The following is a 22398-nucleotide window of genomic DNA, read 5'->3' as shown; positions in this document are numbered from 1 at the left end:
GCAGTCGAGGGATTGATTAAGACAAGGGTTGTGTGAGAACCCTCGCTCTGCGAGGGTTCTCACACAATATCCTGATTTAATCGTCTCGACGATTGCTATGGTTGGATTAAGCAATGCCAAATTAAGAAATAAGAAAACTATCTTAAGAAAAATAGAAAAAGTCAGGCTTCCTTAACGACGCCCTTTAGTGTCAAAGCTATAAATACTTTTGGAGGTCAATATGGCTCAACAACGAGGATTTTTTAACAAGCTGTTTGATTTCTCATTTTCTGAATTTGTTGCGATTCAAATCATTGGCATTCTATTTGCGATCGGGGTTGTGTTTGCCGGTATAGCTGCCTTAGGCGTTATCGTGGCAGGCTTCACTAATGGGTTTCTCACAGGTATATTTGGCTTAGTTCTGTCTCCACTGATTTTCTTGCTGTACGTCATTTTTGTCAGAATCGGGTTAGAGGCATTTATCGCATCGATTCGTACGGCTGAGAATACAAAACGAATGGCAGATTACTTGAGAGATGCCAATCGACCGATGTGATAGTCCTAGAATTGTCAATTTTGGGACTATTCCTGAACGTGAAACTAATAGTTTCACGTTCAGGAGTATGATTCATGCAGCAATATAATTTTTCAAAGTATATAGCGCTATACGGGTTGATTTGTGTGAGAACCCGCACGGAGCGCAGGTTCTCACACAACTTCCTGATTCAACCATCTCGACGGTTACTATAGCAATGAAACATGGGCACTGACAATTTTCCAACCATCGGAGGTGCGCATCCAGGTTTGGCTTTGTCGCCCAGTTTTATCGGAGGTTTGACGGCGAAACTCAGTATTGGCAGTGGCAAAGTCATTGCCGTAGGTGGTGATGACGGTGTTCATTAAGGTGCGGGCTAGATTCAAAGGTGAACGTGCCGCCCGGAAATTGGCGATCGCTTCATAACCATACAAATTCTCAGTTGCACCATAGCGAATGGTATGGTCACTTTGCCAAAATAATTCATCCAAAACGGCAACATCATTGCTTACCAGCGCTTGTTCATAGCGTTGAAATGCAGCCGTCACTTCAGCTACCACAGCGGGACAGTTAATATCCATAGCAATCTTTCTATCGTTTAAGTATGGCAATTCTCAAGGGTGTGAAGTACAAGGTATTGTGAGAGAGCCGCGCTCCGCGCGGCTCTCTCACAATACCCGGAATCTATCCAAGCGCGAAGCGCTATAAAAGTGCGAAGCTGAAGGTTGAAATGGACGTTAACCCAGCGTTGCTTGCCGCCGACCAGAACGCCGACTTTTTTCACTGACACGGGGCGATCGCCCTTTCGCATTGGGCATAACATCGGGGTCTTCTCGCGCAATCGGAATCGTGAAATGAAACTGACTGCCCTGATCTCTGCCATCGGACTCTGCCCAAATTTGCCCGCCCAAACCGAGAATAATTTGACGACAAATCGCCAGCCCTAACCCCGTCCCTCCGGCGGTGCGGCGCAGTGCCCCTTCTTCTTGATAAAATCGCTCAAATACCGTTTCCAGACGCTTCGGTTCAATACCCCGTCCGGTATCTGCAATAATCACCTCCAGCATATTGGTGCCATTGGGTTTTGCCGCAATGGTGACTTTGCCTGTGGGCTGGGTAAATTTGCAGGCATTATCGAGCAATTTAGAAAGGACTTCAACCAACCATTCTCCATCGGCTTTCACCAGGGGTAACTGATTGGGAACTTGGGCCTTGATTTCGGGCAACATCAGGTTCTGCCGGGTGCGGATGCTGCTCAGTGCCATATCAACACATTCATCCAGCGACAACGGTTCCAGGTGCCATTCTACCCGTCCGCTTTCGAGCCGCGACAGGGTAATAAAATCTTGGACCAACTTCCGCATCCGTTCGGCATCTGTCAGCGCCGTATCGAGCATCACCTGGCGCAACTCCATCGGCATATCCGGTTCGCTGACCAGGCTTTCTAGACAAATCTGAATGGTAGACAGGGGGGTGCGCAATTCGTGCCCGGTAATTGCAATCAGGTTACTACGCGCCCGTTCCAACGCTTCAAGCTGTTGGTTGAGGTCTTCTAAATTGGTGTAAGACTCAGCTTGAATCAAACCCACCCCCAGTTGGGTGGCGATCGCTTCGACTAAACCGAGTTCATCATTCGTCCAATAATGCGAGGTAAGGCTACAGTTGTGCAACTCAACCATGCCCAACAATCGCCCCTGATACACAATCGGCACCAACAACCAGGAGCGAATTTGCCAGCGTTTGATCACCGTTTGCAACGCTTTTAGATTGTGTTCTTTTTCCGTTGTGGTATCGGCGATCGCAATAGATTCATGCCGTTGCACGATGGACTGAAACAGGGGGTTATCTTTTAAGACCCAGGTTTGCCCCACCAGGGATAGTAGATTGGGATCGGAAAGAAATTCATATTCAATCACCGTGCTGTTATCTGTGTCTCTGCATTTGTAGATCAGACACCGACAGATTTGCATGGCTTGCCCTAGCTCTTTGACTGCCACACTGAAGATTTCTTCAGGATCCAGCGATCGCCGTACGGCAGATGTAATCAGGTTGACCAGCCGTTCTCGTCGCTCTTGCGCGGCAATCGAGCGATAGGCTTTCAGCAACTTATATTGTCCGGCTTGCAAATAGGTGACCAGCCGTTGGGCAAAGGGGTCAGGATGAACTTCAATCAATCCAGACGGTTGATCGGTAAGAAAATTTGATTTGGCAGCGGCGATTTTGTCGGCTAATTCGGGGCGATAGATCTGAATCCGATCGAGCATAATTTCGGCAGCCCGACGACAGACCTGGCGATCGAAGGTCCAAATTCCTTCAAAGCGGCGCGTCTGATCCATCGCCGGAATTTGATTCGCCTCCAGTTCTGCCGGGGACGTTTGCCGTTCTCGACAGATCAAACAGGTGGCATATTGTTGCCCAATGACGATCAGGTGCCATTCCTGGCTGAGTTGATCGGTCGGTTCAAAGGCGATCGCTTCGTAATGTTCTGAGCTATTGGCAAAACTGGTTTCAGGTGCCGCCAAAACATAAACCTGAGGGGTCAGCTCGGCAATTCTAAGATAGCGGTGCGCCTCTTGCCGATAAAACCGTTCTCGCTGAAAACTGGCAATCACGAGCGGTTGCCCCGACCCCCCCGCCAAAACCTGATCTTCCATCGCATGAGATAGCGCGGTTAATGAGGCTTTGAAATAGAGTTGGGGACGCAGGTCGGGAAGGCTTTCTAAGAGTTCCGCCAAGATAGACGTAGGAATGCTCATGTCTCTATTCTCGGACAAAACAGGTGGGCTGAGACAGATGTTGAAATGGGCATTGCTTAAACAAATCTACGATAGTCTGCGACGGAGTAGATCGAGTGCATGACAGGCACTCAGCCAGCGGATAAATTCTCGGCTGCGTTGTCCGCCAAAGCGATGAACGACCGTTTCGACCTGGTCATCGGGTCCAGCCAGACCGATGTAGACCAGCCCAACGGGTTTGGTATCGCTGCCGCCATCGGGACCTGCGATCCCGGTGATGCTCAGCCCCCAGGTGGTACCCAGACGCGATCGCACCCCAACTGCCATTTGTTTTGCCACCGTATCACTGACAGCTCCATCTTTTGCCAGATCGTCGGGATCAACTCCCAGTAAATTGACTTTGACCTGATTATCGTAGGAAATCACCCCGCCCCAAAAGTAACTGGAGCTACCCGACACAGTCGTTAACAGCTGACCCAAACCACCTCCCGTGCAGGACTCTGCAACCGATAGGGTTTGTCCGGCTGATTTCAGCAATGTGCCGACCACCGATGATAGCGTATCGTCATCATTGCCATAGTAGTCGTTTCCAGCAATTTGAATCAGTTGTTGGGCAACGGGTTCAATTAACCGGGTCGCTTCTGCTTCTGAATTGGCTTTTGCCGAGACGCGCAAACGCACTTCCCCTTTACCAGCATAGGGCGCAACGGTAGGATTTTTCAGGTCGAAAAAGGAAACCACTTTTTCGGCTAACGCGGCTTCTCCAATGCCCCAAAATCTTAAGGTGCGACTGTAGATTATTTCTTGCCCCCATCCCTGACTCTGCAAAAACGGGATCGCCGTTTGGTACCACATTTCATGCATTTCGCTGGGCACGCCGGGAAAGGTGAGGAGGGTGATGCCGGGACGGGGTTGCCAAATCATCCCAGGGGCACTGCCCGTCGGGTTGGGCAAAATTTCTGCCCCTTCGGGTAATAGGGCTTGTTTGTAGTTGCTGGGCGTCATTACCCGACCCCGTTCAGCAAACTTTTGGGTAATGTCAGCGATGATATCGGGACGCTCGATCAGAGGCACCTGAAAGAAATCGGCTAATGTTTCTGTCGTCAGGTCATCGGGTGTAGGACCCAAGCCGCCCGTAAAAATGAGTAACCGCGATCGCTCACAGGCGATCGCCACTGCTTTTTGAATGCGTAACGGATTGTCTCCGACAACGGTTTGGTAATAGTGAGGAATGCCAAGCTGTGCAAGCTGCTGCGCCAAAAACTGAGCATTGCTATTTAGAATTTCCCCCAGCAATAGCTCGGTACCGACACATATAATTTCGGCGCTGACGCTCATAACGGTTTTGCGTTTTGGGTTTTGAGTGTAATTAATTAACTTGTAATTCTGCTTGGGAGAGCGACGGCGAAGCCGTCGCTCTCCCAAGCAGAATTAGGAATTCATCATTCATACCGCAAAATTCTAAACTTCGGATCAAGGATTCTACAAGAAATCGCTTACGCACCACCGAGTTGCTCAAATAAGCTAGTGAGCACGACGTTAGAAAACAAAAATCCTTCAGGATCGGTCAGCCGAATTCGAGCTGTCTCAGGCAGCGATCGCAGGTCTTCATTTCGACAGAAATCCAGGTCTGACGCCAGATTCTCCAGTGCTACCCAGCCTTGTTGGACATAGGGTGCAACGCAGGTCAACAGGGTGCGAACTGTAGATGCACTAAAGCGATCGCTTAGATCGGCTAAACTCAGCCCCTCTGCCAAGCGTAAGCCCAGCATCAAGGTATCGAGTAGCTGATCGTTTAAATCGGCAGGGTCGCAGTCGATGGTTCCGCCCTGTTGGATAAACGTTTGCAACCATTCACCATATTCACGGCGGGTGCGCGGTCGCGTAAAGCGTTGGTGGTGTGTATAACTTGCGGCTCCCATGCCAAACCCGTAGAAAGGATGGTTTTCCCAATACACTCGATTATGGCGACATTGGTAGCCGGGGCGGGCATAGTTAGAAATTTCGTAATGGTGATACCCGGCAGCCGTCAGGGCTTGTTGTGCCATGCGGTACATATCGGCAGTGGCAGCTTCCGTGGGCAGGGGCGATTGTCCGGGTTGATACCAGCGCCAGAAAGCCGTTTGGGGTTCAACAATCAGGTCGTAGACGGAGATATGGGGCGGTGCAAGGGCGATCGCCGCTTCCAGAGAGGCGTGCCAAAGGTCAATCGTCTGGTGCGGTAAGCCAGAAATTAAGTCCAGGCTAACGTTAGGCAGATGCACCTGATGGATAAAGGCGATCGCCGTCTCAACATCTTGCCGCGTATGGGTGCGACCACAGGCCGCCAATAATTCGGTTTGAAAGGCTTGTACACCCAGGCTGATGCGATTGACACCAGCGAGCTGATAGCCCTGGAGTTTGGCTAGATCAAACGTGCCGGGATCCATTTCGATGGAAATCTCTGCCGATGAGCGAATGCCAAAGCGCTGATCTAAGGCGTTGAGAATTTGGTTGAGTTGTCTGGTAGATAGTAAAGAGGGAGTACCACCGCCAAAAAAGACGGTTTCTAAGGTGTTGCCCAGATTAGGGGTATGGGAAATTTCCTGACACAGTTGCTCAACATACTGCGTAATCGCCCCGGAGTTGTCACCTTGCTTGCGATCGCCTACAACGGAAATAGGGAAGTCGCAGTAATAACACCGTCGCCGACAGAAAGGAATGTGGAGATAGACGGCGGTTGGGCAATCTGAGTCGGTTGACTCAGATTTTTGGGTCGGTGTAGTAAAAATGCGATCGCCAATTAAATTCACAAGCAAAAATGGAGAATGGGTATTACGAAGTCAACGATATAATAAGGCTGTAAAAAAATCAGACTGCTGGAAGCCACTGGATTATTCTTACCGCTATTTTTTATCTCTATTCAGTGTCCTGCTCCTCCAGCATATGCCTGATCCCTGACTGAGACTTCACTGTCCTACAAGACTGGATCGAAGCCATGCTTGATGCCATTATCATTTTTTCATTCATCCTAGCAGGGGCGGGGATAGGCTTCTATAGCGTTGATCTGCTACCCACACAGGCTCTTGCCTCCGTCACAAACTTAGAAGGACTGAGTTCGGTGACGTCTGGCTTTGGTGCCCTCATTGGGATCGCAGTCGGCTTGGTTGCCCAAACCACCTATCGGCGTGTAGAAAAACGCATTCGAGAAATGCCGGTCGATGTCCTGCTGACACGGTCGGTGGGTTTGGTACTGGGGCTATTGGTGGCAAATTTAATGTTGGCACCTCTGTTCCTGTTGCCTATTCCCAGTGAGTTTGCTTTCATCAAACCGTTGACTGCAATTTTGGGCAGTATTCTCTTCGTATTTTCTGGGATCAACCTGGCAGATACCCATGGGCGGGCATTGTTGCGTCTGATTAATCCCAACAGTGTCGAAACGATGTTGGTCGCAGAAGGAACCCTAAAACCTACTAGCACAAAGGTTTTAGATACCAGTTGCATTATTGATGGACGCATTCAAGATCTACTCAGCACCGGATTTTTAGAAGGGCAAATTCTGGTGCCCCAATTTGTTTTGCAAGAATTACAACAAGTTGCCGATTCTTCAAACGACAACAAACGGGTGCGGGGACGCCGGGGCTTAGATATTCTCAATCAAATGCAAGAATCGTATCCCGGTCGCATCATCATCCACCGCGCTGACTATGACGATGTGGCAACCGTAGATGCAAAATTGGTACGGCTAGCCCAAGAAATTAACGGCACCTTGCTCACCAACGACTACAACTTAAACAAAGTTGCCAGTCTGCAAAAAGTGGTGGTGTTGAATATTAACGACCTGGCACAGGCGATTCGCCCGACCTATCTACCTGGCGACACAATCGACCTGAAAATTTTGAAAGAAGGTAAAGAACCCGCCCAAGGCATCGGTTATCTCAACGACGGCACCATGGTGGTGGTGGAAGACGGGGGTGGGTATATTGGCGATGAGGTTGCTGTGGTGGTGACAGGAGCGTTGCAAACCTCTGCCGGACGCATGATTTTTGCCCGTCCACAAAACTCAGTCCCTGCTTAAGATTCAGGCTACTTCGGAGAGAGCAGCACCGCTGCTCTCTCTGATTGTTGCAACCGTGAATCAGGGTAATATAGCGATCCTATTCAATTTGTGAACCTGATCAGTTGTGGAAGCGCCCGAAGGGCGGGCGCTTCCACAGCTGATTTAGGATTACTATACCCAATTAAATAGATTTTTCGGCACGTCAATTTCAGTGGGGATTGGGCATTGCCAAATCCCTACATCATCTGTCGCATCCTCAATTGAAATGGTATAAGGAACGCGGGTGTATTGAGGTGTCATGCCCCCGGTCAAAGCAAGGACGCAATCATGCGGTTGGCCTGGGCTTCGTAGCCGCCACCAAATAAGTTGAAGTGGTTGAGGATGTGGTAGAGGTTATAGAGAATTTTGCGACGTTTGTACCCAGGTTCGAGCGCGTAGGTTTCGTTGTAGGCACGGTAAAAATCGGCTGGAAACCCACCAAATAGCTCAGTCATCGCAATATCAACTTCGCGATCGCCGTAGTAAGTTGCCGGGTCTAAAATGACAGGCTCTTCTAATTGGGTTACTGCTGCATTCCCTGACCACAAATCTCCATGAACCAGAGACGGATGCGGACGATGATCTGCCAATATTTCGGGAACCGACGACAGTAACCGATCTTCATCAGGGAAATGCCCACCCCGCCGTTTGGCAAGGCGAAACTGATAGCGCAGCCGATTTTCGACAAAAAACTCGACCCAACTCTCCATCCAGGTATTGATTTGGGGTGTAGAGCCAATCGTATTGTTGTGATCCCAGCCAAACCCTTTATCAATGGTCATGTGATGCATTGTGGCTAGCTTTTTGCCCATTTCTTGCCAGGAACGATGGGTTCCATAGCCCAAATCAAGCCATTCTAGAACCAGGTAGGCAGACTGCTCATCTGTGCCCCAGCAAATAGGGTAGGGAACTCGAATCGTTTGGGTGTTGGCAATCTGCTTTAGCCCCAGCGCTTCTGCTTCAAACATGCCAACCTGATCGGCGCTGTTGATTTTGACAAAATAAGCAAGATTTTTGCCCGGAGAAATTTCGCGATCGCTATCTACCAGTGCATAGGCTTGATTAATGCTACCGCCACCCACCGGACGCCGATGGGTAACCTGAAAGTCTTGACCTGTGGCACGAGTAATCTGTTCAGCAATCCGGTTCCACATAAAAGGCTAACAAGCTAACAATAAGGATACTTCTGTACGATGTCCCCTAAAAACTAGACCGGATCAAAAATTATGGTGTGATACACACGGCTGAGCTGCATCGCAACATAATTTCAACCCTTAAACTTCTTAGGATCACAACTTAAATAAAACCCGAACGTTTATTTTTGCAAGCGCGGCGACGCCGCGCTTGCAAAAATAAATAAATTTCCAGTTTCATTTAATCCCCGATCCTTAGTTTTGACGGAGTTAATGTTCTGACCTACATTTATCCCTGAATCTCATGCGTTTATGCTGGGGTTGCGCCCCCACATAATAATCAAAACCGATCCACCCTGTCCATTCTTGGAATTGTGGCTTGAATCAACCATAGTTCTTTCTTTTTGAGAGAGCGACGGCTCTGCCGTTGCTCTCTCAAAAAGAACTACAGGCTCATTAATCTGCAACTCTCAGGATCGGGGGAATTGAATAACCCCCAGTATGGTTTGGGAACGCCACGCGTGGCGTTCCCAAACCATCGTATAAGAGTGAGCACGAACCCAATGTCTAGGCGGTCATCCCAGATTTGAGCGTAACCGCACTGTAAGCATCTGGGGTCAAATACTGTTGCGCCGCATCTTGTAAATCTGCAAGGCTCAAATCTTGGATGCGAGCAGGGTAGTGGACTGCCGGAGCCAGATCTCCCACGATCGCCTGATAGTAGCCATACAACCCGGCGCGATCGCTAGGGGTTTCATTGCCAAAGACATAGCGGTTAGCCACCAGGGTGCGCACGCGATCGAGTTCAGCCTGGGTCACAGGTTCGGTTTGCAGCAGTTGGATATGGTGTGCGATCGCCGCTTCTACCTCTGCCAGATGCTCAACCGGCAGTTGGGCAGAAATGTAAAACACACCCTGAGTTACATAGGTCATGTTGCTGGCAGAAATACTGGAAACCAGACGTCGCTCTTCTCGCAGATCGCGTACCAGACGAGACGTGCGTCCCTGTCCCAAAATCCAGGCAAGCGTATCCAGGGCATAGGTATGCGCCAAATCTTTCATACCTGGCACCCGCCACGCCATGACCAAACGCGCCTGTTGCAGCGTGTCATCGACATACTCATAGCGGGTGATAGTGGAAAATGGGGCTTCTGGGCTGAGGTTTGGCAGGGTGGGCAGGCGATCGCTGATCACATCCGGACGATGGGATTGAGCCGTCTCAAAACTCGTTGCCACAATCTCGATCAACCGTTCTACCGGCAAATTGCCCACTGCCACTGCTGTAATCGACTGGGGTTGATACCAGGTGGCGTGAAAGTCTCGCATCTGTTGCGCCGTCAGCTGCTCAATCACCTCAACGGGGCCCAAGACCGGACGACGGTAGGGCAGTTGCTCAAACGCTGCTTCCATTGCCCGATAAAAGGTGCGCCGACGCGGACTATCATTAGCCCGACGAATTTCTTCCAAAATCACAGGGCGTTCTCGCTCAAATGCCGCATCTGGAATGGCTGCATTCATTACCACTTCGATCTGAAGCGGAGCCAGTTCGGCAAAGTCTTTGGGGGCAGTGGTGATATAAAAATGGGTGTAGTCCTGGCTGGTTGCCGCATTGGTAATGGCACCCCGCTGTTCTACCAGACGCTCAAACAAACCACTTTCAAGGCGAGCCGTGCCCTTGAAAATCATATGTTCTAAAAAATGAGCCATGCCATTGATTGGCTCAGGTTCTACGGCTGAACCTGCCCCTAGCCAAACACTGAGATTGACCGCTTCCACTGGAATTTGCTCTGCGACAATCGTTAACCCATTGGGCAAGCGATGCAGAGTCGGCGCATTTAAGGGGAGAGTGTTAACAGTTTCAATTAAAGTTCGGGTCATTCGATTTTTGCTATTTGACGATCCCTCAACTATCTTAATCGTCACTGTCAAAAACCGCAGTTCATTCAGTACATTTCCCGGTCTGCTCTGTCAGCGTGATCACTTCGATCGGGGTCTTAGAATACAGTAGTATCCTTCATGTACGACCTTTAATCCTGCTCCTTCAAACACTTGATAATTTAATTGTTTATTTTCTGGTGAAAAAGATAGAAAGGGGGCGCTGCAATACAAAAATCCTTTAGGGTTTAGCGCTTGCCTCAGGTCTTTCAAAAAAGCAGATATTTCGTGGGGCGATGCATAGTAATAGGCAAAACTGGCTCGGTTAAACAGGTTAAAGCACGTAATCACATCAAGCTTGCCATTCAGCGTTTTTAGCCACTCTTTGATGGCACCAAAATCCATCACGCGATGTTTGTAAGACACCTGGTAGTCGTAGATTTCTTTGGCATTTCCCCGTGGCTCAATCCCAGTCGTCTGTGCGCCCAAAATTTGTAATAGCTCTGCCCCAACGGGTGGGCGATCGCTATAAAACTGATCGGCTAAACTGGCATCTTCGTTAGCCGTTCCATAGGTCGATAAGGCACCACAACCGATATCTAAAACACTCATGCCGTAGAGAGGGCTAGTGTTCATGTAATCAAAGTCTTCGCATAATGTTCCAATCAAAAACAGCACATGGGGCTTAAGAATAGGCTCTCGGAACTCTACCTTATACCCCTGAAAGGCTGGATTACTGCGAAACATGCGAACAACAATCTGTTTTCCGAAGCTATTGAGGCTCCTTAATTTGGGATATTGACTCGAATAAATCTCCCAATTATCTGCCGCAGAAGCTCCGGTAGAAAACAGTTTTCTGAGTAGATCTTCAACCTTTTCAGCTTCTAAACGAATCTTTTTGCTAGAGGGTAAAATTTGCTGAACAGAAGGCTGATACTTATTGCCTCCTGATTTTCGGTAGGGTTTAACAGCCATCCTGATTCACCTGAGGCAAAACGGCACAAGCGAGTGAAGAAAATCATAGCCTAACCCAAATGGGATTTTCAAAATCTTTAACTTGGCACCAGTGCCGGTTTCGATCGTGAGAGCAGCGGCTGTAGCCATCCCACATGGGTATGAGAGGCGCAATCCAACGATGAAGTATTTTGGGCGAACCCACTTCATCCCGCCGTAGTCCTTCAAGATGATGATTTTTGAGGGCGCGGGCGAAGCTCGCGCCCTCAAAAATCATGACATCAATACCGTTACCCATCTTGCAACAGGACAGTGCTGATTCTGAGAATGAATTTGAACGCGAAACCTTGGATCGTGGATTAAATCGAATATTGAATCGTTTGGAGGGGCGAACGGCCGTTCGCCCGTACAACACATCATCGGAGTTATTTAATTCCCATTCCTTTGGTTTCGTATTCAAATTCATCCCGGTATTCAGCTATGCCTGCAACCGTAAGGGGATTGCCCTAAGATTTACAGAACGTTACGCAAAAGATGAATTTTGCGGATGCCAAAGCTTTAGACTTTATAACAAATAGACCCTTGCAGATTGTCATCAGTGGTAGTGAAGTCCTCACTCCCTACCATCCCAAGGAATTAACGTGCAAAAGAGGTTTAATTAAGAACTTGTCTGAAAACCAAAGGAGAGTAGTGTCGATGGCACTGCTCTCCTCCAGTTTCCAGGGATGCTTGCAGTTGTTTTAGTCAGGTTTAAAATTCTATGTTTCCAACCCATCGCCCTCGTCGTCTTCGTAGCCATCCCCAACTGCGACGGATGGTTCGAGAGAATGTGTTGACCACAAGCGATCTCATCTACCCGTTGTTCGCTGTTCCCGGTGCAGGCATCGCTAACGAAGTTCGCTCCATGCCAGGTGTTTACCAGCTTTCGGTAGACAAGATTGTAGAGGAAGCGAAGGAAGTCTACGATCTGGGCATTCCCGCTATTATTTTGTTTGGGATTCCCTCCGAAAAAGATGCCGAAGCAACCGGAGCCTGGCACGATCACGGGATCGTCCAACTGGCATCTCAAAAGGTCAAAGAGGCAGTCCCCGATTTGATCGTTATTGTCGATACGTGCCTATGCGAATACACGTCACACGGACATTGTGGCTATTTACAAGTCGGAGATTTAAGTGGTCGAGTATTAAATGATCCGACCCTGGAATTGTTGAAGAAAACGGCTGTGTCTCAAGTCAATGCGGGTGCTGATATTATTGCCCCGTCTGGCATGATGGATGGGTTTGTTCAGGCAATTCGCGATGGCTTAGATGAAGCGGGTCATGAAGATACGCCAATCCTGTCCTATGCTGCCAAATATGCCTCTGCTTACTATGGTCCATTCCGGGATGCGGCTGAATCAACGCCCCAATTTGGCGATCGCCGCACTTACCAAATGGATCCAGCGAATGGTCGCGAAGCGTTGAAAGAAATTGATCTCGATATTGCTGAAGGCGCGGACATGCTGATGGTGAAGCCCGCCCTGGCATACATGGATATTATCTGGCGTGTTAAAGAAGCCAGCGATTTACCCGTCGCGGCGTATAACGTCTCTGGAGAATATTCCATGGTCAAAGCGGCGGCGCTCAACGGCTGGGTAGATGAAGAACGGGTTGTTCTGGAAACGTTGATCGGCTTCAAACGTGCCGGAGCCGATATGATTTTGACCTACCATGCCAAAGATGCGGCTCGTTGGTTAAGTGCTTAGGGTCACAAATTCTTAACCTGTCACTTTTTTCGAGAGAGCGATGGCAGAGCCATCGCTCTCTCGAAAAGAATGATTCTTTTAGAAGCTGTCCCGACAAACGATTAGCAGGGTTGAGTATTCCTGCCCTTGGGTCAGGAACACTTAACCCTGCTAAAAATCAGATAGATCATAGTCATCGGGTACCGTATCGGTCGTATTAGGTTTTAGCAGGTCGTTGGCTGGGCGATCGCTGCTCCATGCCCACCACACCGTGCCACAGGGACAGGAATAAAACTCTTGCCATTTGCGCCGATGATCTTCGGTAAAAACGGGCGATCGCCGGTTAATCCAGACTTTTTCTGCCTCCAGTGACGACAAGCTACATCGGGGGCAACAAAACTCTCTGGCATGAAGCGCTGATTGTGTCCAACTGGGTGAAATCGGTTCAAATGCTTCCATGTAATCAGATACGGTTGCGTAACGGAAAATTTTCTTAGGATCACACCTTTAATCGTTCGGATCTACAAGACGTTGACGTTTGAAAGCGCAGCGTTGCTGTGCGGTCAAAACTAAATCGTCAATTTTGTTTAATCCACGATCCTAAGACCTCCCTATCCTAACAACAGACTTCGTCGGAAATCGGGTTTTTGAAGCTCGAAGCCATTGTGTAGGGCAACGCGTGCCAAATTTTGCAGGGAAACCACGTCACTCATACCGGGTAACGAACCCAGAAAAATAATGTGCCGCTCGTCTAACCTTGAGCTATTGTTGACTAGAACATATCTGGTAGTCCTTAAAGGAGCACCGATTAATGAACCTGCCATGCTTTTGGAGAGAGGCGGCTCCGCCATTCTGTTAAAAAGCATGGGGTTTTATGCAATCCTCGATCCTGGTACACCCAATTAAAAGTTTTGCAGGGTGTAGAGGGGTCAAACCTCCTCTTAGAGGCGCAGCCCCCAAACCCCCTATTAAAAAATTTAGTGTTTGCAGCACCAGTGCTTGAGAGAAAGACAGGTTGAAATGGGTTATCGTGCACGTTTAGCCCTCAGTCCTGATACACTCAACACCATTCCCACAAAAGTTGCTATAGTTTTTAGACCATTTCCGTCACTAAACGTTGAGGGTTCACTACCTATCAATTGCTGATGAGACCATGATAGATTCGATCGACGATATCGCCAGACAAGCTCGACAAGGCAGTGTGTCAGCGATTATTCAAGTTTTAAACGATAAGCTGGCTGACTCTGGTGTCCGTACCAGAGCAATTTTGGCTAACAGTGTTTTACAGCTGCTTTGCGAAGCTGCAACGCCAGAACAATTAGAGCAACAACTCTTGGTTGAGCGGGTTCGGCAAATTTTAGAGTCCCTTCATCCCCGCAATATTCGTCGAATTAATATCAACAGTCGAATCGTGCGTGAGCAGCAATTGCTCTGGCTAGATGAAATTACTCGCGACCCAGAAAATCAGCTACTTTGGTCTGAGGAAATTGTGCTGAGCAAACCCAATCTGGTGCAGCAATGGCTCCAAGATCGGCGAGATAGCAGCCTCGAATCTGCCCGTTCAGCCTATCCCAAAGCGGTCGCTCCTCGAAAAGATAAAGACAAAGGTCAGTTTGTCCGGGGCATTATTGGGGGAGTCAGTTTAAGTTTGCTGCTGCTGTTGCTGGGGTGGGGAATTTCTGATTGGTTGGGGCTCGATCTGGGGAGTCAAATTCAAGCCTTTACCAGCCGCAAGCCTGAAGAAGCTGAATCAGAAGCCACAGAAACACCCGCGCCCAGCCCTAGCCCGGTTGCAACTCCCGTTGTTCAGCAAGACCCATTTGTGCAAGCTGTGCGTTTGGCAGAACAAGCGGTAGCAGATGGGCAGCAAGCCAAAACCCCTGCCGATTGGCTCGATTTGGCAACCCGCTGGCAACGGGCTTCAGATTTAATGGCGCAAGTGTCGCCGGATGATGGGCGCTATGTTACAGCTCAGAACCGCATACTGGTCTATCGACAAAATAGCCAGTCGGCGCTGGCAATGGCAGAACAGCTGAATTCCCAAGCGGGGCAAGCCACCAATTAGCCCTGCAATTCAGACGGATAAGCATGATACTGAACAAGATGTTTGCTGTATGACGATTCGGATTGGAAATGGCTATGATATTCATTGCCTGGTGCGCGATCGCCCTTTGATTTTAGGCGGTATTGAAATTCCCCATGAATTAGGGTTGTTAGGTCATAGTGATGCCGATGTGTTGACCCATGCCATTATGGATGCGATGTTGGGCGCACTGAGCCTGGGAGATATTGGGCATTACTTCCCTCCCACCGACCCCAAATGGGCAGGGGCAAATAGCTTGTTGCTGTTAGAACAAGTCAATCACCTCATTCTCAGTAAAGGCTGGAAAATCGCCAACATCGACTCTGTGATTGTGGCAGAACGTCCAAAATTAAAACCTCACATTGGAGCAATGCGCGATCGCCTTGCCACCACACTGACACTCGCCCCCGACCAGATCAGCGTCAAAGCCACCACCAATGAAAAACTGGGGCCCGTTGGGCGAGAAGAAGGGATTGCTGCCTATGCCGTCGCCTTGTTGATTGCCGCAGAGGCTTAAGCCAGGGAGATGGATGGGGGCGAGTGGCGTTGCCACCCGCCCCCATCCATCTCCTCAGGAGCCAGATTTAAATCGCGGCAGAGCCGGGGGTTTGTCTTCCTACACAATTCAAAAGAATCGAATATATTAGAGTTTGAATGTAAATAGCCTTTAAGGGAACTATGCCTGTCAATTTAGCTCAAGATCCTGCTTCGATCTGGCTGGCAGCTCAAGATAATCTGGCATTGCAGCAGGTCTTTGAAGGGGTTACAGCAGAGAGTTGTCCGAGTGCCTTTAATTTTCATATCCACACCATTTATTCTGACGGCAAACTCCACCCTGAAGCTGTTGTAGAACAAGCGATCGCCATTGGTTTGAAGGGCTTAACAATTACAGACCACCACAGTGTCAGCGGCTATAAAATTGCTCAACACTATCTCGAAAAACAGAGAGAATTGGGGCATCAATCCCTTCCCCGGCTGTGGACAGGCACTGAAATCAATGCCAACTTGCTGGATATTGAAGTCCACTTGCTTGCCTATGCGTTTGACCCCGATCACCCTGCTATGCAACCGTATCTCCACCGGCAAGCACCCAAAGGCAACGATTATCAAGCCCAAGAAGTGATTGCAGCCATCCATGCTGCCGGTGGCTTAGCGGGTCTGGCACACCCTGCCCGATATCGCCTCTCGTATGCTGCCCTGATTCCGGCGGCTGTCCATTTGGGTGTTGATGCGGTTGAAACGTACTATGCCTACACCAACCCCATCCCCTGGACACCCAGTGTTCAGCAAACTCAAGCGATTAAACAATTGAGTGATGCCTTTGGCTTGCTGAATACCTGCGGCACTGATACCCACGGGGTTAATTTATTACAACGGCTTTGATGGTTGTCGCTATTGCACCACCTGGATCCGAGAAACAAGGAAGCGATCCATCCAGGCTTCTAGATAGGCTCGGTTTGCTTTTCGTTGACCGGGATCGGTGGTGGTTAATGGATGAGGCGCTAACCCCTGGATGGCGGCTGTAGTGACGCAAAACATAGACTTCTGAAAGGTTTCGCAGATCTTGACGCGCAGATCGCTTTCGCCCCGTAAGCCTTGTTGATAAATGGTATGCAGATAGTCGGGCAAAAAGTGTCGCATATCTTGCATGAGCTGAGTGGGCGGAATCCCTGCACCCCCGATGGGCAACGGATCGGCATACAACGCACCATAGGTAAAATCGCTCTGATACAGCGGAATTTGCGAGGCTTGGGCATTGTATGAAACCGTTCCAGGGAATGGCGTTCCCCGGAAAAAGACCGCTTCGACGTAGGGCACTGCGGTATCCATCAAAAAGGTCAACCCCAGCGATTTTGGCAGAATGTCGTAGATTTGATCGCGAATTTTAACCTGGTAGACGATCGGTTGGTTAGCCGCATCGACCAAGCCGTCTAAAATATGCTGAACCACCTGGGGAATCGATGTAATTTCGCCCGCATCATAGCGATCGCTCAACGATAAAAACATATCGCTCATGACGCGCCAAAACTGACCCAGGGCACTGTAGTACGCCATTTGCCGAATTTGCTCGGGCACAAATTCGGGGAAGGCTCGATTTAAACCCAGCATCAAAGGATTGCCCCGGAATTTTGCCTGAATGACAGGGGCGATCGCCTGACTAAATTCGGGCGATGACAGATAGGTATCTAAGTTTCCGCCGCCATGCCAGAGCATCGCTTTCATACAATATTCGGCATATTCAAAATTGATCCGATCGTGCCACCAATGGCGGATTAACTGACTGACCGAAACCTTGCCATTGAAATACTTAAAAAATGGAAAGAGGACTAAAAATTGATGCTCGGAAATATAAAGCAGGTTGCGCGAGTAGGCATCTAATACTACCCCATAGCTTTTGAGAATACCCACGACTTCTGTAACGTGTTGGGGGGAGTCGTGCAGCAGCGTTCCACCGCTTTCCAGGCGGTAGATATATTCGGCTAGCGGGTGCTTAGATGGCTTAAGGGTGTCAACGCTCGACATGATTTTGATGTTGAATTGCGATAGGTTCTGAGGATTGGGGAAGTAAAGACGAAAGCGGTAAGCCAGGGGCGATCGCCGCTTCGGGAGGCGTGATCCGCCCCTGGTCGGTCACAAGTGCGGCGATTTGGGGTTCGATCCAGCGAATCATCCAATTGGGCTGTAATCCCAAAATCACAATCAAACTAGCCAGGACAATGCCCGGTATGCGATCGCCCCATTTTACCTGGGGAATCTGAGCCAGCTCCACCGGCAGCCGACCAAAAAAGACGCGATTGACCATCAATAGAAAATAAACGGCTGTTAACCCCGTTGCCACCATACACAATAAGGTTTGCAGCGGAAAGATAGGAAAACTGCCCCGGAAAATCAAAAATTCTGCGACAAATCCCACCATTCCTGGAATTCCGGCACTGGCCATGACGCCCAAGATCATCAGACTGCCAATTAACGGCAAGCCCCGTTCGGGATTGAGCAATCCTCGCAAAAACGTGACATCGCGACTGCCTGTTTTTTTACCGACCACACCAACGAGTAAAAATAACAGCGCAGAAATCAATCCATGGCTAACCATCTGCAACACCGTTGCCAACAAACTCAAGCGTGTAGCAGCGGCAGCAGCGAGTAAAACAAATGCCATGTGGGCAATTGAGGCATACGCGACCACCTTTTTCATATCTTGTTGGGCGATCGCACAGGAGGTGCCATACAACGCACTCAGGGCTGCCCAGGCCGCCAGCCAGGGAGCCAATAACGCCCATGCATCGAGAAACAGACCCAGACCAAAGCGCAATAACCCGTAGGTACCTAATTTCAACAGCACCCCGGCTAATAGGATGGAGACGGGCGTAGATGCCTCGACGTGGGCATCGGGGAGCCAGGTGTGAAAGGGGACAAACGGAATTTTGATGCCAAACCCAAGCAAAATGCCAGAGAGCAACAAAATTTGGGTGGCTAAGGGCAAGGTTTGCGATCGCAAGAAATCGTAGTTAAAGCTATGCGCCCCGGTAAACCAGACCGTTCCTAAAAAGGCAGCTAAGATCAAAACGCCGGAAACAGCCGTATAAATTAAAAACTTAGTAGCGGCATAGCCCCGTTTTTCGCCACCCCAAATCGAAATCAAAAAGTAGAGGGGAATGATTTCTAATTCGTAAAACAGGAAAAATAACAGTAAATCTTGAGCGAGAAAGGCACCACTGATGGAAAGGTTGAGCAGGAGTAATAGCGCGTAATAAAACTTGGGTCGGGTAATATTGCGATCGCTGCTGGTAATGGCAATGATAGTCAGCAGGTTGTTTAAAAACAGCAGGGGCAGCGATAGCCCATCCAGACCCATCTGGTAATTAAACCCAATCAACTCAATCCAGGGTAACGATTCTGAAAACTGCATTCCCGGTTGGCTAGGGTCAAACTGAGTGGCAACAAATACCGTCCACAGCAGCAACCCTGATGTCACAACCAGGGTTACCTCTCGGGTGCGACCGGGATTCCAAGCCTCGCGCCACAAGCACACTACAATCGTCCCTAGCAACGGTACCCAGACAAACGCACTGAGCATTATCGATATCCTTTAAATAGCCAGTTAATTCTATTAAATGAACGTTGTTCTACATCGCTCACCGGACGGGTTGATCAGAAGCCGCCCGTGAGCTGCTAAAGAGGCATTAAAACAATCGATTGACCGTGAAGAACAAAATCAAGCCAACGCTAACCAAGATCGTCAAAATATAAAACTGAGACTGCCCTGAGACGCTATAGCGCAACGCCTGACCGCTAAATACCGTGAAGAAGCCGACCAGATTGACAAATCCATCAATCACATAGCGATCGAACCAGGAGGTTACTTGCGCTGCCAGACTGACTAACCAGACTACTGTGATGCCGTAAAGGCGATCGATATAAAAGTCATAGGCTAGAAAATCTTGAATAAATCGCGTCGATTTTTGTACAGGTCTTGCCCAGGAACGGCGCAATTCAACCGTTCCACCGATCAAGAAACCCAGCAAACTGGACGCTAAGATCAGCGGCATTGCAATTTGAATCAGTAGCTCACCACTATTATTTAAAGGCGTCGTCGGACTTAGCCACAACGACCAACGATAGGGCACTAACGGGGCTAACAGGGTAATGATACTTAACGCCACCATTGGAGTTGCCATCGTCCATTGCACTTCTGGGGCGCGCCGGGTTTTGGCTTGGGGTGTTCCTAAAAACACCAGGCGAAACACACGGATCAAGTTCAGTGCGCTGAGGAAATTTGAAAGGCAGAGAATCACCAATAACCACCAGGGCACTTCCCATTGACCACTCATCCAGCGGGCAATCGTCCAGAAAAATCCCAGCGGAAATAGGGCTACAGAGCCTAAAGAGCCGACTACAAATGCCGTCGTTGTTGCTGGCATACGCGACCATAGCCCACCCATTTCGGTAATGTTCTGCCCGTTGGTGGTGAGAATTACAGAGCCAATGCTCATAAATAAAAGAGCTTTGGCAACAGCATGGGTGAAAAGAATCATCAGAGCAATATCAATTTGCCCTAACCCCACAGCAATAAAGACCAATCCTAAATAAGCACTGGTGGTATGGGAAAGCGTCCGTTTAATGTCGATCTGGGCGATCGCCATTAATGAAGCCCCAATCGTTGTCACGACACCAATCAAAATTAAGGCGTAAGACGACACCGGCGACAGGGTAAATACAGGCTGAAGCTTCACTAAAACATAGGCACCTGCCGACACCACCACCGAATTTCGTAGAATTCCGGCTGGATTAGGACCTTCCATTGCCTCATCTAACCAGAGGTTGAGCGGAAACTGGGCACATTTTCCCGTAGGACCAGCAATTAAAGACAAGCCCAGCAAGGCAGACGTAAGGGGCGGTAGCGGAAACGCCTCTGCCCACTTGGCTAAATCAGAGAAATTTAAACCTGCACCATAGCTAGAGAGCGTCACTAGCCCCATGAGCAAAATAATGTCACCCACCCGCTTGGTTAAAAAGGCATCTCTAGCCGCTGTGACAACCAACGGCTGGGCATACCAAAAGCCAACCAGCATATAGGTTGAAAGTGTTAGCAGTTCTAACAGCCCATAGCTGAGCAGTAAGGAGTCGCTGATGGCAATGCCTGATAGAGCGGCTTCAAAAAAGCCCATTAAGCCAAAAAACCGTGCCAAAGACCAATCTTTTTCCAGATAGCCCAACGCATAAACCTGAGCCAGTAAGCTAATGCCCGTGACTAACTCCATTGCCCCCAGACTGACAGGCGATAGCTCGATCGTTAACGTCAAGTCTAAGTCTGCTGCTTGCAGCCAATGGAAGACGAGCTGCAACGGTTCACGTCCCCAAACCAGCATGAACGCAATGGAACCGTGAACAAAGGACAAAACTGTCATGAGCAGATTGAAATACGCTGCTGGTCTTGGCCCGGTTTGACGAACTATCCCAGCAGACCAGGGCAGTGTCAAAAATGCCCCAATCAAACCATAAATAGGTATCCACCAACTCGACAAAAGCAGAAACTGAGCCATTACGAGCATCCTTAAAGCAGCAGAGAAGAAATGAGAGGTTTCCTAACCTCTCCAGAGAGACTATACATAAAGACTGAACAGTACCCTATATCGCTTTAACAGCTTTAGTGGCTTAGGAGTGGGAATTAAATAACTCCGATGATTTGTTGTACGGGCGAACGGCCGTTCGCCCCTCCAAACGATTCAATATTCGATCTTATTTAGTCCACGATCCTTAGGAATATTAGCGGGTTATACGAGACAGTAACATTCCCCCAACAGCTTAAAAGCTTGTAAATAAGTGTAACAATACATGGGACACAAACCGATCCACCTGGCTCTGTCAGACCGATAAAATAATTCGGTGACTATTGCGATGAATCAGTCGGTGAACAGAGGCGATGGTTTACATATCTCAACACAAATTGATGAAAGCTAAACAAATAATTAAAGCTTAGATTTTTATTAAGGGAATAGTAACATCTTGCTGGAGTCGGACTCTGACAACTCATCAAAAGTCTACAAAGCTTGTCCCTTGAGGATGCATTGAGATTAGGGTCAGCATAGAGTTGAGCAGTCTTGGGAATTCACACTCTTGAGACCCTACTCGAACAATTAGGAGAAAGGTTGTTTTTTGTGTGCCCGAAGCGTTTGAAAACCTGTGGTTTACCAAACTCCCTTAGCAGTCCCAGATGAGGGGTAAGGCGATTTCTAGAAAAGATCATCCCAGCACATCGTGGAGGCAAAACATTCCGACATTGAACGGCTCATTAGAACGGGGTGCAGGGGTGGAACCCCTGTGCGGGGGCACAGCCTCCGCACCCTTGTCCTAACCAGACCTGCGGCGGCTGTAGATGTAGAGAAACATTTTATTTTCAGAAAATATCGTAACGATCCTTCGGATACAGTAATTTTTTTAAGGGTATGAATGAGACAAGACCTATAACCAACCTCTGCCCATCTTAGACCTTTCACCTATGCAATCGAATCGTGATATCTAGTGTCTGAAATTTATAAATTTTGTTACTTCTTGCAACAGTTCTCATAATCACATCCAAGAATTGTAGTGCGTCTACGTCCAGAGATCATGTCTCAGATCAATAGCGTTGCGATCGCCCTCGCATCATTTACCAAACATCCTACCCATGTCCGTAAAAGGTCGAAGTTGCCGATCTGATTTAGTCCATGCTTTTAAGAAACGTAAACCAGGCAAAGTTATATAACATTAAGGAATTTAGACGCCAAAAGAACTGATAGCGATTCTCAATAGCGTGACGTAG

The 22398-nt window shown here is 48.8% G+C and carries 18 protein-coding genes; 6 read left to right on the top strand and 12 right to left on the bottom strand.

The features are described from left to right. The first annotated feature begins 220 nt into the window (after positions 1-220). Positions 221-535 carry a DUF4282 domain-containing protein gene (locus tag ACR6Z4_RS27780; RefSeq protein ID WP_479720591.1) on the top strand — a complete coding sequence of 105 codons (315 nt, stop codon included), beginning with the start codon at positions 221-223 and terminating at the stop codon, positions 533-535. A 188-nt stretch (positions 536-723) separates the two neighbouring features. Here the strand turns inward: ACR6Z4_RS27780 and hpxZ are convergent, their stop codons facing one another. The 4 genes from hpxZ to hemW form a co-directional block, all read right to left on the bottom strand. Next, positions 724-1095, bottom strand: a complete 372-nt coding sequence (hpxZ, locus tag ACR6Z4_RS27775) for an oxalurate catabolism protein HpxZ (RefSeq protein WP_479720590.1) — start codon at positions 1093-1095, stop codon at positions 724-726. A gap of 156 nt (positions 1096-1251) precedes the next feature. Next, positions 1252-3270 (bottom strand): DICT sensory domain-containing protein, encoded by a 2019-nt coding sequence (locus tag ACR6Z4_RS27770; RefSeq protein ID WP_479720589.1) that lies wholly within the window; start codon positions 3268-3270, stop codon positions 1252-1254. A gap of 66 nt (positions 3271-3336) precedes the next feature. Continuing rightward, a complete protein-coding gene (locus tag ACR6Z4_RS27765) occupies positions 3337-4587 on the bottom strand; it encodes a competence/damage-inducible protein A (RefSeq protein WP_479720588.1) in 1251 nt (416 codons plus the stop codon). A gap of 158 nt (positions 4588-4745) precedes the next feature. Continuing rightward, positions 4746-6041 carry a radical SAM family heme chaperone HemW gene (gene hemW / locus ACR6Z4_RS27760; RefSeq protein ID WP_479720593.1) on the bottom strand — a complete coding sequence of 432 codons (1296 nt, stop codon included), beginning with the start codon at positions 6039-6041 and terminating at the stop codon, positions 4746-4748. 185 nt (positions 6042-6226) lie between these two features. Here hemW and ACR6Z4_RS27755 point away from each other — a divergent pair, with 185 nt between their 5' ends. Beyond that, positions 6227-7306 carry a PIN/TRAM domain-containing protein gene (locus ACR6Z4_RS27755; protein WP_479720587.1) on the top strand — a complete coding sequence of 360 codons (1080 nt, stop codon included), beginning with the start codon at positions 6227-6229 and terminating at the stop codon, positions 7304-7306. A gap of 290 nt (positions 7307-7596) precedes the next feature. Here ACR6Z4_RS27755 and ACR6Z4_RS27750 read toward each other — a convergent pair whose 3' ends face one another. The 3 genes from ACR6Z4_RS27750 to ACR6Z4_RS27740 form a co-directional block, all read right to left on the bottom strand. Next, a complete protein-coding gene (locus ACR6Z4_RS27750) occupies positions 7597-8481 on the bottom strand; it encodes a fructosamine kinase family protein (RefSeq protein ID WP_479720586.1) in 885 nt (294 codons plus the stop codon). A gap of 546 nt (positions 8482-9027) precedes the next feature. Further along, positions 9028-10338 (bottom strand): M16 family metallopeptidase, encoded by a 1311-nt coding sequence (locus tag ACR6Z4_RS27745; RefSeq protein WP_479720585.1) that lies wholly within the window; start codon positions 10336-10338, stop codon positions 9028-9030. 99 nt (positions 10339-10437) lie between these two features. Continuing rightward, positions 10438-11310, bottom strand: a complete 873-nt coding sequence (locus ACR6Z4_RS27740) for a class I SAM-dependent methyltransferase (RefSeq protein ID WP_479720584.1) — start codon at positions 11308-11310, stop codon at positions 10438-10440. Positions 11311-12049: 739 nt separating this feature from the next. Here ACR6Z4_RS27740 and hemB point away from each other — a divergent pair. Beyond that, positions 12050-13033, top strand: coding sequence for a porphobilinogen synthase (gene hemB, locus ACR6Z4_RS27735; protein WP_479720583.1), 984 nt, complete (start codon positions 12050-12052; stop codon positions 13031-13033). A gap of 150 nt (positions 13034-13183) precedes the next feature. On the opposite strand, the gene ACR6Z4_RS27730 is transcribed toward hemB, so the two are convergent. Both ACR6Z4_RS27730 and ACR6Z4_RS27725 read right to left on the bottom strand, forming a co-directional pair. Further along, positions 13184-13471 carry a hypothetical protein gene (locus tag ACR6Z4_RS27730; protein WP_479720582.1) on the bottom strand — a complete coding sequence of 96 codons (288 nt, stop codon included), beginning with the start codon at positions 13469-13471 and terminating at the stop codon, positions 13184-13186. A gap of 152 nt (positions 13472-13623) precedes the next feature. Further along, on the bottom strand, positions 13624-13878 hold the full coding sequence (locus tag ACR6Z4_RS27725; RefSeq protein ID WP_479720581.1) for a hypothetical protein: 255 nt from the start codon (positions 13876-13878) through the stop codon (positions 13624-13626). A gap of 287 nt (positions 13879-14165) precedes the next feature. On the opposite strand from ACR6Z4_RS27725, the gene ACR6Z4_RS27720 reads away from it, so the two are divergent. The 3 genes from ACR6Z4_RS27720 to ACR6Z4_RS27710 all read left to right on the top strand — a co-directional run bounded on the left by ACR6Z4_RS27720 (position 14166) and on the right by ACR6Z4_RS27710 (position 16478). Further along, the gene (locus tag ACR6Z4_RS27720) at positions 14166-15077 is read left to right on the top strand and encodes a hypothetical protein (protein WP_479720580.1); all 912 of its coding nucleotides are present in this window, start codon (positions 14166-14168) and stop codon (positions 15075-15077) included. A gap of 49 nt (positions 15078-15126) precedes the next feature. Then, positions 15127-15612, top strand: a complete 486-nt coding sequence (gene ispF / locus ACR6Z4_RS27715; RefSeq protein ID WP_479720579.1) for a 2-C-methyl-D-erythritol 2,4-cyclodiphosphate synthase — start codon at positions 15127-15129, stop codon at positions 15610-15612. A gap of 161 nt (positions 15613-15773) precedes the next feature. Then, the gene (locus tag ACR6Z4_RS27710) at positions 15774-16478 is read left to right on the top strand and encodes a PHP domain-containing protein (RefSeq protein ID WP_479720578.1); all 705 of its coding nucleotides are present in this window, start codon (positions 15774-15776) and stop codon (positions 16476-16478) included. A gap of 9 nt (positions 16479-16487) precedes the next feature. On the opposite strand, the gene ACR6Z4_RS27705 is transcribed toward ACR6Z4_RS27710, so the two are convergent. The 3 genes from ACR6Z4_RS27705 to ACR6Z4_RS27695 form a co-directional block, all read right to left on the bottom strand. After that, positions 16488-17618: a CO2 hydration protein gene (locus ACR6Z4_RS27705; RefSeq protein WP_479720577.1), complete on the bottom strand. Its 1131-nt coding sequence runs from the start codon at positions 17616-17618 to the stop codon at positions 16488-16490. After that, positions 17605-19173 carry an NADH-quinone oxidoreductase subunit M gene (locus ACR6Z4_RS27700; protein WP_479720576.1) on the bottom strand — a complete coding sequence of 523 codons (1569 nt, stop codon included), beginning with the start codon at positions 19171-19173 and terminating at the stop codon, positions 17605-17607. The genes ACR6Z4_RS27705 and ACR6Z4_RS27700 overlap by 14 nt, the downstream gene beginning before the upstream one ends. 106 nt (positions 19174-19279) lie before the next feature. Next, entirely contained in the window at positions 19280-21139 is a 1860-nt protein-coding gene (locus ACR6Z4_RS27695; protein ID WP_479720575.1) for an NAD(P)H-quinone oxidoreductase subunit F, read from the bottom strand. Between the last annotated feature and the right edge of the window lie 1259 nt (positions 21140-22398).

This window comes from Calyptranema fuscum S582, assembly GCF_055793305.1.
Note: the sequence above shows the minus strand (reverse complement) of the source record. Positions and strands in the feature narration are given on the sequence as shown.